Origin of the sequence: Oceanicola sp. D3 (assembly GCF_006351965.1) — a bacterium.
Classification (GTDB): domain Bacteria; phylum Pseudomonadota; class Alphaproteobacteria; order Rhodobacterales; family Rhodobacteraceae; genus Vannielia.
In genome coordinates this window covers 1,308,934-1,321,957 of record NZ_CP040932.1, presented here as the reverse complement: position 1 = coordinate 1,321,957, position 13,024 = coordinate 1,308,934, and the positions used below count along the sequence as shown (strand labels likewise).

Annotated in this window: 15 protein-coding genes and 1 pseudogene; 10 read left to right on the top strand and 6 right to left on the bottom strand. The window is 66.5% G+C overall.

Features of this window, described 5'->3' with window-relative positions:
- The first annotated feature begins 251 nt into the window (after positions 1–251).
- The 6 genes and pseudogenes from hemP to FHY55_RS06725 all read left to right on the top strand — a co-directional run bounded on the left by hemP (position 252) and on the right by FHY55_RS06725 (position 4,718).
- A complete protein-coding gene (hemP, locus tag FHY55_RS06750) occupies positions 252–404 on the top strand; it encodes a hemin uptake protein HemP (protein ID WP_140013459.1) in 153 nt (50 codons plus the stop codon).
- Positions 401–853 (top strand): hypothetical protein, encoded by a 453-nt coding sequence (locus tag FHY55_RS06745; protein WP_140013458.1) that lies wholly within the window; start codon positions 401–403, stop codon positions 851–853. The genes hemP and FHY55_RS06745 overlap by 4 nt, the downstream gene beginning before the upstream one ends.
- Before the next feature lie 37 nt (positions 854–890).
- Positions 891–2,147, top strand: a complete 1,257-nt coding sequence (locus FHY55_RS06740; RefSeq protein ID WP_140013457.1) for an imelysin family protein — start codon at positions 891–893, stop codon at positions 2,145–2,147.
- Between the two features lie 124 nt (positions 2,148–2,271).
- Positions 2,272–2,545: pseudogene (locus FHY55_RS06735) on the top strand (bacterioferritin-associated ferredoxin); the annotation flags it as partial.
- On the top strand, positions 2,514–2,999 hold the full coding sequence (gene bfr / locus FHY55_RS06730) for a bacterioferritin (protein ID WP_140013455.1): 486 nt from the start codon (positions 2,514–2,516) through the stop codon (positions 2,997–2,999). The pseudogene FHY55_RS06735 and the gene bfr, both read left to right, overlap by 32 nt.
- 207 nt (positions 3,000–3,206) lie before the next feature.
- Entirely contained in the window at positions 3,207–4,718 is a 1,512-nt protein-coding gene (locus FHY55_RS06725) for a di-heme oxidoredictase family protein (RefSeq protein ID WP_140013454.1), read from the top strand.
- Positions 4,719–4,782: 64 nt separating this feature from the next.
- Here the strand turns inward: FHY55_RS06725 and FHY55_RS06720 are convergent, their stop codons facing one another.
- Positions 4,783–5,592, bottom strand: a complete 810-nt coding sequence (locus FHY55_RS06720) for a DUF6635 family protein (protein ID WP_140013453.1) — start codon at positions 5,590–5,592, stop codon at positions 4,783–4,785.
- An 89-nt stretch (positions 5,593–5,681) separates the two neighbouring features.
- On the opposite strand from FHY55_RS06720, the gene FHY55_RS06715 reads away from it, so the two are divergent.
- On the top strand, positions 5,682–6,512 hold the full coding sequence (locus tag FHY55_RS06715) for a DUF3883 domain-containing protein (protein ID WP_140013452.1): 831 nt from the start codon (positions 5,682–5,684) through the stop codon (positions 6,510–6,512).
- A gap of 25 nt (positions 6,513–6,537) precedes the next feature.
- Here FHY55_RS06715 and FHY55_RS06710 read toward each other — a convergent pair whose 3' ends face one another.
- From FHY55_RS06710 to FHY55_RS06700, 3 genes are read right to left on the bottom strand one after another with little or no spacing between them, the layout of a single operon-like run.
- A complete protein-coding gene (locus FHY55_RS06710) occupies positions 6,538–6,972 on the bottom strand; it encodes an ion channel (protein ID WP_140013451.1) in 435 nt (144 codons plus the stop codon).
- A complete protein-coding gene (locus FHY55_RS06705) occupies positions 6,966–7,622 on the bottom strand; it encodes a trimeric intracellular cation channel family protein (RefSeq protein ID WP_140013450.1) in 657 nt (218 codons plus the stop codon). Before FHY55_RS06705 ends, FHY55_RS06710 begins: the two co-directional genes overlap by 7 nt.
- Positions 7,623–7,637: 15 nt before the next feature.
- Positions 7,638–8,063, bottom strand: coding sequence for a hypothetical protein (locus FHY55_RS06700; RefSeq protein WP_254695438.1), 426 nt, complete (start codon positions 8,061–8,063; stop codon positions 7,638–7,640).
- Between the two features lie 105 nt (positions 8,064–8,168).
- On the opposite strand from FHY55_RS06700, the gene FHY55_RS06695 reads away from it, so the two are divergent.
- Positions 8,169–8,789 (top strand): LysE family translocator, encoded by a 621-nt coding sequence (locus FHY55_RS06695; protein ID WP_140013449.1) that lies wholly within the window; start codon positions 8,169–8,171, stop codon positions 8,787–8,789.
- Positions 8,786–10,060 (top strand): SDR family oxidoreductase, encoded by a 1,275-nt coding sequence (locus tag FHY55_RS06690; protein WP_168222947.1) that lies wholly within the window; start codon positions 8,786–8,788, stop codon positions 10,058–10,060. The genes FHY55_RS06695 and FHY55_RS06690 overlap by 4 nt, the downstream gene beginning before the upstream one ends.
- A gap of 3 nt (positions 10,061–10,063) precedes the next feature.
- Here the strand turns inward: FHY55_RS06690 and hemF are convergent, their stop codons facing one another.
- Entirely contained in the window at positions 10,064–10,942 is an 879-nt protein-coding gene (hemF, locus tag FHY55_RS06685; RefSeq protein ID WP_140013447.1) for an oxygen-dependent coproporphyrinogen oxidase, read from the bottom strand.
- A gap of 82 nt (positions 10,943–11,024) precedes the next feature.
- Here hemF and FHY55_RS06680 point away from each other — a divergent pair, with 82 nt between their 5' ends.
- Positions 11,025–11,411 carry a hypothetical protein gene (locus FHY55_RS06680; RefSeq protein WP_140013446.1) on the top strand — a complete coding sequence of 129 codons (387 nt, stop codon included), beginning with the start codon at positions 11,025–11,027 and terminating at the stop codon, positions 11,409–11,411.
- Positions 11,412–11,438: 27 nt separating this feature from the next.
- On the opposite strand, the gene FHY55_RS06675 is transcribed toward FHY55_RS06680, so the two are convergent.
- Positions 11,439–12,392 carry a LysR substrate-binding domain-containing protein gene (locus FHY55_RS06675; RefSeq protein ID WP_140013445.1) on the bottom strand — a complete coding sequence of 318 codons (954 nt, stop codon included), beginning with the start codon at positions 12,390–12,392 and terminating at the stop codon, positions 11,439–11,441.
- Positions 12,393–13,024: the final 632 nt, after the last annotated feature.

The window sequence follows — 13,024 nt, the reverse complement described above, 5'->3', positions numbered from 1 at the left end:
ATTAATCCGAGCAAAACAATCGGAATTGACATGCCTGAGCGATTCACTCAGAATTAACCCGACTCCCAGCCACCCCACCACAGGGCCAGCCCGGACACGTCGCACAATCGGAGACACCAGCGAACAGGCGGACCCATGAGAAACGCGCACCCAAGTGACCCATACACCTCCCTCCTCCAAAGCTTCTTCTGCCGCCACTACGGCGCCGGAGAGGCCCGGCTTTTTCGTCGGATGATCGGGGAGGCCCGGGCATGAACGCACATGTGAGCACCCCCGCCACCTCCCTGCCCCTGCACGATGCCCGCACGCTGACCCACGGCGGCATCCAGGCCATGATCGAGCTCGACGGGCAAACCTACTTCCTGCGCATCACCCGCGCCGGAAAGCTGATCCTGACCAAATGAAGCACGCGGTCCTCCCCAACCCGCGCGGGGCCGCGCCCGTGGGCCGCACCGCAGAGCTGGCCCCGCCCGAGCTGGCCGCCGTCACCTACCTGCGCATGGAGATGACCGGCGACAGCGCCGCAGTGGCCGAGGATTTCGCCCTGCTGCTTGGCCCGCAAGACGGCTCCGAGGCCCATGCCGCCTTTGCCCGGCTCGCCGCCGCGCTTGCGGCCCGGCCCCGCGCCTTCCCGCATCACGCGCCCGGTTGCCGCTGCTATGGCGGCGACGAAAGCGCCTTTGTCCAGCTGCTCTCAGCAGCGGCGGAGGGCGATGAAGAGGCCGCAACGGGCTTTGCCCTCCACCTCTTCTCTGGTCGCCCGCCCCTCGGGCTTCTGGGGGCCGCCGCCCTCGCCGGGCTGGCCTTCTCTCACATGGCCGGGGTGCTCGCCGCTCCCCGCGTAATCCACTGACACCAAACACAAAAGCCAACAGGACATTAAAAGCCACATGACTTCCAAGCTCAAAGCCACGCTCCTCGCCACGGCCTTCGCCGCGCCCCTCCCGGCGCTCGCCGGCCCCGCCGAGGTGCTCGCCACCTATGCCGACATCGCCCAGGCCGGCTATGAAGACAGCCTCGCCACCGCGACCACGCTGCAAGCCGCCATCGACGCGCTGATCGCCGATCCTTCCGATGCCACGCTGCAAGCCGCGAAGGACGCTTGGCTCGCCGCCCGCGTGCCCTACCAGCAAACCGAGGTCTTCCGCTTCGGCAATGCCGTGGTCGACGACTGGGAAGGCAAGGTGAATGCATGGCCGCTGGATGAAGGGCTGATCGACTACGTCGAAAACGGCGGCGCAACCGATGAAAACCCGCTCGGCGGGCTTAACGTGGTGGCCAACCCCACGCTGACCATCTCCGGCGTAAAGATCGACGCCACCGAGATCACCCCGGCGCTTCTGTCGGACACGCTGCACGAGGCCGATGAAGTCGAGGCCAACGTCGCCACCGGCTACCACGCCATCGAATTTCTGCTCTGGGGCCAGGATCTGAACGGCACCGAGCACGTTGCGGGCGAACGCCCCTATACAGATTACGCCACCGGCGACGCCTGCACCGGCGGCAACTGCGAGCGCCGCGCCGCCTACCTCAAGGCCGCAACCAACCTGCTGGTGAACGACCTTGAAGACATGGCAGCAGCCTGGGCCGAAGGCGGCGAAGGCCGCGAGGCCGTGCTGGCCGATGAAACCGCCGGTCTGACCGCGATCCTCACCGGCATGGGCTCGCTGTCCTACGGCGAGCAGGCCGGCGAGCGGATGAAGCTCGGCGTCATGCTGCACGACCCGGAGGAGGAGCACGACTGTTTCTCCGACAACACCCACAACAGCCACTACTACGACGGCTTGGGCATCCAGAACGTCTACCTCGGTGAATACCAGCGCGTTGACGGCTCCGTTGTCTCCGGTGAATCCCTCGCCTCCCTCGTCGCAGCGGCCGATCCGGCCTTGAATGCGGAGCTGACAGCAGCCCTCGCCCACACCATGCGCGAACTCGGCCAGATCAAGACCGCCGCCGAAGCGGGCTACTCCTATGACCAGATGCTCGCGGCAGGCAACGCCGAAGGCGAAGCGCTGGTGATGGGCGCGGTCGATGCGCTCGTCGCCCAGACCCGCTCCATCGAGCGGGCAGTCACCGCGCTCGGCCTCGATGGCATCGCGGTTGAAGGCTCCGACAGCCTCGACCAGCCCGACGCCGTGTTCCAGTAAAACCGGCCCGTTTCATTGGGCTGCTGCGCCAAAACCGCCCAAGTGAAACGCTCACAAAACACCCCCGGGGGCGCCCCGCCGCGCCCCCGCACGCCACAGCACAGCCAGCCAAGGGCCTGCCAAAATGATCGTCTGCCACTGCCAAAGCATTAATGATCGCGATATCCACGCCGCCATCGACTGGATGCGCGCCGCCGACCCGAAAACGATCATCACCCCCGGCAAGATCTACCACGCGCTCGGCAAACGCGCCGATTGCGGCGGCTGTATGCCCCTGTTTCTCTCCACCATGCGTGCTAATACCAACCTGGAGGTTCCGCCCGAATTGCGCGGCCTCAGAACAGATCGCATGAGAGGAAAGAGCGCATGAAAGGCGACGAAAAGGTCATCGAATACCTCAACGCAGCACTCCGGTCAGAGCTGACCGCCGTCAACCAGTATTGGCTGCACTACCGGATGCAAGACGACATGGGCCTCAAGGGCCTTGCCGACAAATCGCGCGAGGAGAGCATCGAAGAGATGCACCACGCCGACAAGCTCATCACCCGCATCCTCTTCCTTGAAGGCCACCCCAACCTGCAAAAGCTCGATCCGCTGCGCATTGGCGAGACCCCGAAGGAAATGCTGGAAGCCGACCTCGCCGCCGAGCACGAGGCCCGCACGCTCTACAAGGAAGCGCGCGACCATTGCGAAAGCGTGGGCGACTACGTGTCGAAAAACCTGTTCGAAGAGCTGATGGCCGACGAAGAAGGCCATATCGACTTTCTCGAAACCCAGCTTGATCTGCACGACCGCGTGGGCGAGCAGAACTACGCCCAGATCAACGCCTCCACCGCTGCGGACGCCGAGTAGCGCCTCGCCTCGTCATCCTCGGGACGCGCCCGTCATCCTCGGGCCTGACCCGAGGATCTCTTGCGGCGGGACATCCCCGGATCGAGCCCGAGGATGACAGCTTGAGGAGGGGCCGAATAATCCGGGGTCATCGCGCGTAACCACTGCATGATCCCGTCCCCCACCCGCCGTAGGGTGGGCGAAACCCACCAACCGAACGCGCCAACCATGCCCCTCCGCCTCTCCGCCCTCCTCGCCCTGCTGGCCACACCCGCCACGGCCCAAACCCTGGCCGACGATCACCTGCCCGTGGTCCCCCGCACCGAGGCCGAAGCCGTCCGTATCTCGGCCGTCACCGCCCCCGCCACCAGCTTCACCGCCGCCGAAGCCTTCGAACAAAACCCCGGCGGCGCGGCCACCGTCCGCCGTCGCGACAACGCCGATGCCTTCTCCCAACCCTCCGGCAACATCGACTTCGCCCGCGAGCTCGATTTCAAACTGGGCAACGGCCTGTTCCGCAAGCTCTGGGTCTCCGCCCCCGCCTCCACCCTCGCCTCCGATGGCCTCGGTCCGCTCTACAACGCCCGCTCCTGTCAGCGCTGCCACCTGAAAGATGGGCGCGGCCACCCACCCGTTGCGGGTGAAGATGACGGCACCACCATGTTCCTGCGCGTCTCCATCCCCGGCGGCCCGGAGGACGGCATCGAAGAGATCGCCGATTACATCGCCACCCTCCCCGAGCCCACCTACGGCGGCCAAATGCAGGACCATTCCCTGCCGGGCATCCCCGCCGAATACCGCCTCGGCATCACCTATTCGGAAATCCCGGTGCAGCTGTCAGGCGGTGAAACGGCCAGCCTCCGCGCCCCCACCTACACCGCCGAAAACCTCGGCTGGGGCCCGCTCCACCCGCAGGCCATGCTCTCCCCCCGCGTCGCGCCCCAAATGATCGGCCTCGGCCTGATCGAGGCGATCCCGGCCGCCGACATCCTCGCAAACGCCGACCCCGACGATAAAAACAACGACGGCATCTCGGGCCGCGCCAACATCGTCTGGTCGCTGGAGCATGACAAACCCATGCTCGGCCGCTTCGGCCTGAAGGCCGGGATGCCCACCATCCGCGAGCAATCCGCCGCCGCCTTCGCCGGTGACATCGGCATCAGCTCGCCCCTGCACCCCAGTGGCGCCGGTGACTGCGCCCTCGCCCAAGCCGCATGCCAACAAGCCCCTCACGGCGACACCGACGCCCGCGGCTTCGAGATCGGTGCCGACGGGCTCGACCTCGTCACCTTCTACTCCCGCAACCTCGCCGTCCCCGCCCGCGCCGCCGTCGATGACGCGCAGGTGCTGCGCGGCAAGCAGGTGTTCTACGAAACAGGCTGCACAAGCTGCCACACGCCCAAATTCGTCACCCACAGGCTCACCGACCAGCCCGAGCAAAGCTTCCAGCTCATCTGGCCCTATTCCGACTTTCTGCTGCATGACATGGGCGAAGGGCTGGCCGATCACCGCCCCGAGGCCCGCGCCACGGGCCGCGAATGGCGCACCGCGCCGCTCTGGGGCATCGGCCTGACAGAGCAGGTTTCGGGCCACACCCAGTTCCTCCACGATGGCCGCGCCCGCAATCTGCTGGAGGCGATCCTCTGGCACGGCGGCGAGGCTCAGGCCCAGCGTGACAAGGTGGCAACCATGCCCCCGGCAGACCGCGCCGCTCTCCTGCGCTACCTCAATTCCCTCTGAAATCAGCGCCCTGCCTGTCAAAACCTGACAAGACGGGCGGGCAAACGCGTGGCGCCCACAAACGTCAGGGCCGCATCGCCCGCCAAAGTGCCAGCGCAATATCGGTAAGGTCGCCCAGCCGCGCCACCGCATGTTCCCGGCTGAGGCCCGAGGCGCTCGCGGCCTGCCGCTCCAGCCGCGCCAACAGCCGCATCATCCGCCGCCGATGCACGCCCAGCCAAAGCTGCACCGGGTCCGCCAGTAGCCCGGCAAAGGTCGTCACCAGTGAGGCCGCCATCGCCAGCACAACCCCGGTCGCCACCACCTGCCACGGGTCCAGCGAGCGCGGAAACCAGCCAAAGTAAACCTGCCCCAGCCATTGCCCGGCCCAGTAATTCTCAATCGCCAGCGCCTGCGCCCGCATATCGGCCACCGGCCCCGCAAGCGAAATCACACCCAGCGTGGCCGAATGGAACAGCGCCCAGCCCGTCAGCAGCACAAAGAGCACCGTTGTGATCTCGGCCACCGCGTTGCGCACGCCCACGTAATCCTCCACCGCCTGCGCCACCACAGGCTCCGGCGCACCCGGCCCCACGCCCGCTGCGTCCAACTCGGCCACAAAGCCCCGCACCCGCGCCGCCACCTTCCGGCTCACAGCGGTTTCAAACAGCAACCGCCGCGATAGCAGCCACCCCGCCAGCCGCCGCGCCCGGCACAGCCGCGCAATCAGCCCCAGCAGCTTCACCAGCAGGAAGAGCGGCGCCAAAACCACGTTGACCGGCGCCCGCACCAGATCCAACCCAAAGGCCGCCCGATGCAACGCCAGCGTGCCACGAAACCCGAAAGTCTCCCGCACAAAGCCCCGCACCCTCACCTGTCGCGTCTCACCCGTCATGGCCCCTATGTGGGACGCCCGCGCCCCAAAGGAAAGCCCCACAGAGCAGCCCTTGCCGCCCTGCGCCAAGAGTCCTTACCCTGGCCATCATGGCAGAAGGACCGTGGACAGATGAAGAGAACGACGCGATCGTCGCGGATTACTTCGATATGCTCGCTGATGACCTTTGCGGGCGCGCCTACAACAAAGCAGCACATAACCGGGCCCTTCAGGCAAGAACCGGGCGCTCCCGCGGCTCTGTAGAGTTCAAACACTGTAACATCTCTGCTGCCCTCCTCGGTTTTGCCCAACCGATCCTCACCGGCTACCTGCCGCGGTACAACATTCAGGACTCTCTGAAAGAGGCAATCAACCGCTGGCTTACCCACCACCCCGAATGGATCGAGCGCCTGCCCCGCGCCGCGCCGCAAGGCATGGGCGAGCGTCCGCCGCTCTTTGCAGGCGTCGCTCCGACCCTGCGCAATGCTCCTCCAACGGAAGAGGAGGAGCAAGTCCGCGCCATAGCTCGGCATTTCGACGTGGCCGCTCGCGACGAAAGAAACCGCACCCTTGGAACTGCTGGAGAGGAACTGGCCTTTGAGCACGAGAAAGACAGTCTGCGCCGCGCTGGACGCGGAGATCTGGCAAAACAGGTCGTCTGGACAAGTCGCGAAGAAGGGGATGGCGCAGGTTTTGATATCGCGAGCTTCACCCCCGATGGTCAGCCACGCTTGCTGGAAGTCAAAACAACAAACGGGCCAGACCGCACCCCGTTTCATATCTCCCAAAATGAGTTGAATGTGGCCAGTGCCCAGCGCGAGGAGTGGCACCTCTTCCGTCTCTACAACTTCGCTCGAGCGCCGGGTCTCTTCGAACTCCGCCCACCGCTGGAGCACCACGTCACCCTGACGGCCACCAGTTTCCGCGCTGGGTTCGATTAGGAAAGCCGTCGCCTCACTTGCCGCCCTACCCCCGGTCTCCCCGCTGCCGGAGCCGCGTCTGGCGCAGGGTTTCCACCAGCATCGCCGCCAGCAGGGCAAACACCAACAGCCCGTTCGCCGCCGCCAGCCCGCCCAGCAGGCGCCATTCCAGCGGCAGCAGGATGTCTCCGAAGCCCAGCGTGGTGAAGGAAACAAGCGAGAAGTAAATTGAGGCTTCCAGCGTCACGAACACCCCCAGCCCCCAGAAGGCCAGCCCCCAGATCCAGACCGCGGCCGACATGACCAGAATGGTCCAGAGCATCACCGCCGAAACCGCCGCCACCAGTCGCGGCCCCTGCGGCGGGCGGATTACCCAAGCGTGGATGCGGGCCAGAAACACCTCAAGCCCCCAAAGCGACAGCGCCGCCACCACTGTTGTCAGCCCCATTATGGCCGAGCCCAGAACCAGCTGGATCAGCACTCCCCATCCCCCTCGATCTCGGAGACCTCCCGCCCGGGCCGGCCCCGGTAGCGTGGCAGCGACAGGCCCCACCACAGGCCCGCCGCCCTCAGCGCCAGCGCCACCGAAAAGCCCGCGCCCAGCGCGATTTCGCGGGCCACCCCGGCGCCATCGGCCAGCGCCAGCACCGTCGCGCCCGCCAGCGCCGCCGTCACATAAATCTCCCGTCGCAAGATCACCGGCTCTTCTCCGCCCAAGAGGTCGCGCAGAATGCCGCCAAAGCTCGCCGTCGCGACCCCCATGGCCACCGCCACCGAGGGCGCCGCCCCGGCCTCCAGCGCCCGCTCCGCGCCGGTCACGGCAAACAGCGCAAGGCCCACAGCGTCAAACCACAGCAGCACCCGGTAGCGCGAGGCCGGGATATGGGCGACGAAAAACACCGCCGCCCCCACACCCGCGCAGACCAGCAAAACCTCGGGCCGCTCCACCCAAAACACCGGCGACAGCCCCAGCACGAGGTCACGCACCGTGCCGCCGCCCACGCCGGTCACCACCGCGAGCAGCACAAAGCCCACCACGTCCATCTCCTTGCGCGAGGCCACCAACGCCCCCGTCACCGCAAAGACGCAAAGCCCGAACCAATCCAGAACCGCCGTCACCGTCTCAAACATGTGCCGCCCCTCACCTCAGCTCAGTAATCTGCTAATGAAGCTCTTGGGCTCAGGAAGCCGCTCTTCAATGTCGTCCCATGTCACATGCTTGCGGAATGCTCCACACTGGCTCGCGTTGCGCGGCCCGGCCTTGAGCACAGAAGCAATGCCTGCGCTCAGTTTTTCACTCGGCACACAGACTGCTTCCGCAAGCCAAACCAGCATCGGCGCGCATTGCCCGTGGTTGTAGAAGAAGCGAGCGTCCCGACCGCTTGTGATCTTTCGATTGTAAGCGCCGGGACTGTCATATTGGGCGAGCCACCCCAGGCAATGTTCTTTTTGGCTGGAATACCAAGCGTTTCCAAACCCAACGCCTTCAGAAAGCGCAAGCTCCAGAGCTTTGTGCTTGGGAGTGTCTTCCTCCAGAAGTTTAACGCGCCTGCGCAATTGTTTTGGCGTCATACCTTGACCCTGTTTTCTTACTCATCGTGCTCACCATGGCTAACTTGTCCACCCCATTGACGCCCCGTGCCCCCCGTGGCTTCCTCCCCTCCAAAGGAGACACCCATGCCCTTCGAACTCTGGCTCGCCTTCGCCGCCGCCTCCACCGCCCTGCTGCTCATCCCCGGCCCCACCGTCCTGCTGGTGCTCTCCTACGCGCTGTCACAGGGCCGCCGCACCGCGCTCGCCTGCGCCAGCGGCGTTGCGGCAGGCGACCTCATCGCCATGTCCGCCTCCCTCGCGGGCCTCGGCGCGCTGGTCGCCGCCTCCGCCACCGCCTTCACGATCCTCAAATGGGCCGGCGCGCTCTACCTCGCCTACCTCGGCCTCAAGCTCCTGCGCGCCCCCGCCGCCTCGCTTGATCGCCCCGAAGCCGCGCAGGCCCGCCCCGCCACCATCTTCCGCCACGCCGCCACGGTCACGGCGCTGAACCCCAAGAGCATCGCCTTCTTCATCGCCTTCGTGCCCCAGTTCGTCACCCCCGCCCAGCCACTGCTCCCCCAGTTCGCGATCCTCACCACCACCTTCGTCACCCTCGCCGCCGTCAACGCGCTGGCCTATGCGCTGGCCGCCGACCGGCTCCGCGCCACCATCCGCCGTCCCGCGGTGCTGACATGGCTCACCCGTGCAGGCGGCGGGGCGCTCCTTACCATGGCCGCGGCCACCGCCATGCTGCGCCGCGCGTGAGCGACACCAAGCACATCCTCCTGCTCGGCGCAGACGGTTTCATCGGCCGCCACGTCGCCTTCGCCGCCCGCGCCGCAGGCCACCGTGTCACCTGCATCGCGCGGCGCACCGCCGCGCTGAAGGCGCTGGGGTTTGAAACCTTCCACGCCGATCTCACCGCCGAAAAATGGCACTCCGCCTCAAGCTGGAAGGATCTCGCCCGCACCGCCCACGGCGTCATCAACTGCGCGGGCCTGCTCACCGGCTCGCCCTCCGCCATGGCCGCCGTCCACGAACACGCCCCCGCCGCGCTCTATGATGCCCTGCCCCACGGCAGCTTCCTCGTGCTGCTCTCCGCCGTAGGCATCGAGGCGCAAACCCCCTTCGCCCAAGCCCGCCGCACCGGCGAAAGCACCGCACAGCTCGCCTCCGAGAATGGCCGCCACCGCCTCACCATCCTGCGTGCGGGCCTCGTGCTCTCCGATGGGGCCTATGGCGGTTCGGCGGTGCTGCGCGGCCTCGCCGCCTTCCCGCTGCTCACCCCCGTCCTCGGGCGCGGCAAGCATCGCTTCAACCCCTGCCACGCTGAAGACCTCGCCCAGCGCCTCCTCGCCGCCACCGAAGAAGACAATGGCCCCAAGCCCATCGTCACTGGCGGGGCCGATACGCTCACGCTCAAGCAACTCACCGCCGCCACCCGCGCCCACCTCGGCCTGCGCCCCGTGCCCGCGCTGCCCATTCCCATGGCGATGGCCCGCCTCATGGGCAAGCTCGGTGACGCCATGCGCGCAGGCCCCTTCTCCACCACCGCCATCAACCAACTGGAACACGGCGTGCTGGCTGAAACCGCGCAGCCCCTCCGCGGCGCCTCCGAGTTCCTCGCCAGACGTCCGCCCTCGCCCGCCGACCTCTGGCACGCACGCCTCTACCTGCTGCGCCCCCTCCTGCGCCTCACCCTCCTGCTGCTCTGGCTGATCTCCGGCCTGCTCGGCCTCTTCGCCCCGCCCAGCGCCTACCTGCCAGACCTCGCCGCCACCGGCCTGCCGGACGACACCCTCATCACCGCCGCCCGCGCCTTCGGCGTGCTCGACCTTGCGCTTGCCGCCGCCCTGTTCCGAAACTGGCACCCGCGCCTCACCTTCTGGGCGCAATTCCTGCTCGTTACCGGCTACACCATCGGCCTCACGGCCATCGCCCCGCACCTCTGGCTCGATCCCTACGGCGCACTGCTGAAGAACCTGCCCATCCTCGCCCTGCTGCTCACCGCCCGCGCGCTGGATACCGAGCGCTAGCGGCTACACCCACTTCGCCATCGGCGGCAGGCTCATCAGCACGGCATTTGCGTCATGCCCCGTGGCCAGCCCAAACTTGGTGCCCCGGTCGTAGACAAGATTGTATTCGGCATAGAGCCCCCGATGCACCAGTTGCGCATCCTTCTCGGCCTCCCCCCACGCCATGCCGCGCCGCTTTTCTACCAACGGCACATAGGCCGGCAAAAAAGCCCGCCCGATATCCTGCGTCAGCGCAAAATCCCCCTCCCAATCGCCCGTGTTGCGATCATCCATGAAGATGCCGCCAACCCCACGCGCCCGGCCCCGATGCGGGATGAAAAAATACTCATCCGCCCAGGCCTTCAGCTCGGGGTAAAGCTGCGCCCCATGCGGGTCCAAATGCGCCTTCTGCACCCCATGAAAATGCGCCGTATCCTCATCGTATTCGATGCAGGGGTTCAGGTCGGAGCCGCCGCCAAACCACCAGGCCGAAGGGGTCCAAAACATCCGCGTGTTCATGTGAACGGCGGGGCAATGCGGGTTTTGCATATGCGCCACAAGGCTGATCCCCGAAGCCCAGAAGCGCGGGTCTTCCGCCACCCCGGGCACGCCCCGCGCCGCCATCGCCTTCTGCGCCGCCGTGCCCAGCGTGCCGAACACTTCCGACACGTTCACCCCCACCTTCTCAAAGACGCGCCCACCGCGCATCACGCTCATCAGCCCGCCGCCCGCGTCGCTGCCATCCTCGGCGGTGCGCACCGTCGGCGTCACTTCAAAGCGCCCCGCCGCACCCTCGCCCTCAAAGCTGTCCTCCAGCCCCTCGAACGCCGCCACGATCTCGTCCCGCAGCGCATGAAACCACGCCGCCGCCCGCGCCTTCTCGTCTTTCATCGCAGCATCCATGGCCTGCCTCCCCCTTATTCGTGATTTGGCGAATCCGCGCGGCGAGCCTAAACAGGGGCCCAAGCCATTGAAAGGACGCCCGATGCGGCATTTTCTGCCCCTGCTGCTCATCCCCCTCGCCGCCGCCTGCGCCACGCCCCGCGAGGCCTGCGAAAACCGCGCCACCAAGGATCTGCGGGTGATGAACGAGTTGATCGCCGAAACCCGCGCCAACGTCGACCGCGGCTATGCCATCGAGCGCGAGCCCTACGTGGCCACCAGCTTTCAAATGTGCGTCGGCTCCGCCAAGGAAAATGTCGGCATCAAATGGTGCCACCGCCCCGAAACCCGCTACCGCAACAAGCAGGTGGCCATCGACCCGGGCGCCGAGCAGCGCAAACTGCGCAACATGATCACCAAGCGCGACCAGCTCCAGCGCGAAGCCAGCGCCAAGATCGCCGCCTGCAAGCGGGCCTACCCGGCGGGCTGACGACACGGGATAGCTCGCGTGGCCCTGTCAGGTTGCCACCGGCGTTCCATCGGGATGCAGCAACCGCATCCCGGCAGCCAGCCGGTCTATGCGCTTGGCCTCCTCCATGACCGCCTCCAGAAACCACCTGAACTCGGCGGAACTCTCCCAGCCCTTCCGGCAAACCAGCCAGAACCTGGATCGGGGCATGATCGCCGTGTCGAACAGCGCCACCAATGTGCCACGCTCCAGCGGGTCAGACGCGAGGAAAGAGCCGGCGAGTGCCACATGCCCCGTGGCAACGGCCGTGTCCACCGCGCTGGCGGTGTCACTGCACATCACCGCGAAGTCGAGCGGCGGAGCCAGCCCCATCGCCCGAAACCACGCATCCCACGCGCTCTCACCCTGTCCAGGGTCCAGCATATATTCCACCCCGATCAACCCCTGGGCCGGCAGGTCTTCGGGCCGAAACAAGAAGCGCGCAGCCTCGGCCTGCACCAGCGGCGTGAACCATGTGCGCAGGGCTGGCTCCCAATGCAAATCGCCCTCCGGCTCCAGCGCCCAGCGCACAGCAAGATCGACGCAACCGCTGGCCACATCGCGCGTCTGCTTGCTGATGTCCCATGAAATCCGCACATCGGGCATTTGCGCCTGCGCCCTGGCGAGGGCTGGCATGACCCAGCTGTGCACGGCTTTCGCCGGGCCGGACACCCGCATCAGTGTCATGTCATCCGGCTCAAGCGCATTGTTCCACGCCCGGTGAATGCTCTTGAAGGCGGGCACGAGCCGGGCGCTTAAGGTCTTCCCCTTCTCGGTCAGTTCCACAGCGCGATGCTTGCGAATGAACAGGGCACCACCCAGTTCCTCTTCCAACTGCCTGATCTGAAAGCCTACGGCAGCCGGGGTCACCGCCAACTCTTTCGAAGCCCTTGCAAAGCTGAGGTTGCGGGCCGCGCACTCGAACGTCCGCAGTGCGGTGAGGGAAGGCAGGCGCTTTTTCATCTGGCACAAGAATATCTTGCCCAAGTCCTCAGGAGAACTCATTTGTCACCGGTCAGCAAATCTCACACGCTTCACCTGTTTCACGCCTGCAGGATCACCCGCCGCGCCGGTCGAAAGTCAGCCCTGCGGCCCGTGCGCCTGCGCCCCTCGACACAGCGGACGGAGCGTACCGATGACATTGATATCCCGATATTCCACTGCCGTATCCCTCACCGCACTGCTTGCAACGGCGGCCCATCAGCCCGCCCTCGCCCAGGGCACACCCGCGCAGCTCGGCGAAGTGAGTTTCGCCACAAGTTGCACCGAGGCCGCCGAGGCCGCCTTCGATACCGGCCTTAAACTGCTGCATCACATGATGTATCGCCAATCGGCAGCGGCCTTCGAGCAAGCCTCTGCCGCCGACCCCCATTGCGCAATGGCGCAATGGGGCATCGCCATGTCGAAGTTTCACCCACTCTGGCCGGGCGGCCCCACGCCTGAAGAAACCACGGCAGGGCGCGCCGCTGCCGCACGGCTGCTGGCGATGGACCAGGGCACGCCACGCGAGGCCGCGTTCATCAAGGCCGTGCTCGCGTTCTACGCGGGCGAAGACGTGCCCTACCCCGCCCGACTCGCCAGCTGGGCCAAGTCGC

Coding starts and splice junctions, on each gene's coding strand:
- hemP (WP_140013459.1), top strand. CDS start 252: ATGAACGCACATGTGAGCACCCCCGCCACCTCCCTGCCCCTGCACGAT.
- FHY55_RS06745 (WP_140013458.1), top strand. CDS start 401: ATGAAGCACGCGGTCCTCCCCAACCCGCGCGGGGCCGCGCCCGTGGGC.
- FHY55_RS06740 (WP_140013457.1), top strand. CDS start 891: ATGACTTCCAAGCTCAAAGCCACGCTCCTCGCCACGGCCTTCGCCGCG.
- bfr (WP_140013455.1), top strand. CDS start 2,514: ATGAAAGGCGACGAAAAGGTCATCGAATACCTCAACGCAGCACTCCGG.
- FHY55_RS06725 (WP_140013454.1), top strand. CDS start 3,207: ATGCCCCTCCGCCTCTCCGCCCTCCTCGCCCTGCTGGCCACACCCGCC.
- FHY55_RS06720 (WP_140013453.1), bottom strand. CDS start 5,592: ATGACGGGTGAGACGCGACAGGTGAGGGTGCGGGGCTTTGTGCGGGAG.
- FHY55_RS06715 (WP_140013452.1), top strand. CDS start 5,682: ATGGCAGAAGGACCGTGGACAGATGAAGAGAACGACGCGATCGTCGCG.
- FHY55_RS06705 (WP_140013450.1), bottom strand. CDS start 7,622: ATGTTTGAGACGGTGACGGCGGTTCTGGATTGGTTCGGGCTTTGCGTC.
- FHY55_RS06700 (WP_254695438.1), bottom strand. CDS start 8,063: ATGACGCCAAAACAATTGCGCAGGCGCGTTAAACTTCTGGAGGAAGAC.
- FHY55_RS06695 (WP_140013449.1), top strand. CDS start 8,169: ATGCCCTTCGAACTCTGGCTCGCCTTCGCCGCCGCCTCCACCGCCCTG.
- hemF (WP_140013447.1), bottom strand. CDS start 10,942: ATGGATGCTGCGATGAAAGACGAGAAGGCGCGGGCGGCGGCGTGGTTT.
- FHY55_RS06680 (WP_140013446.1), top strand. CDS start 11,025: ATGCGGCATTTTCTGCCCCTGCTGCTCATCCCCCTCGCCGCCGCCTGC.
- FHY55_RS06675 (WP_140013445.1), bottom strand. CDS start 12,392: ATGAAAAAGCGCCTGCCTTCCCTCACCGCACTGCGGACGTTCGAGTGC.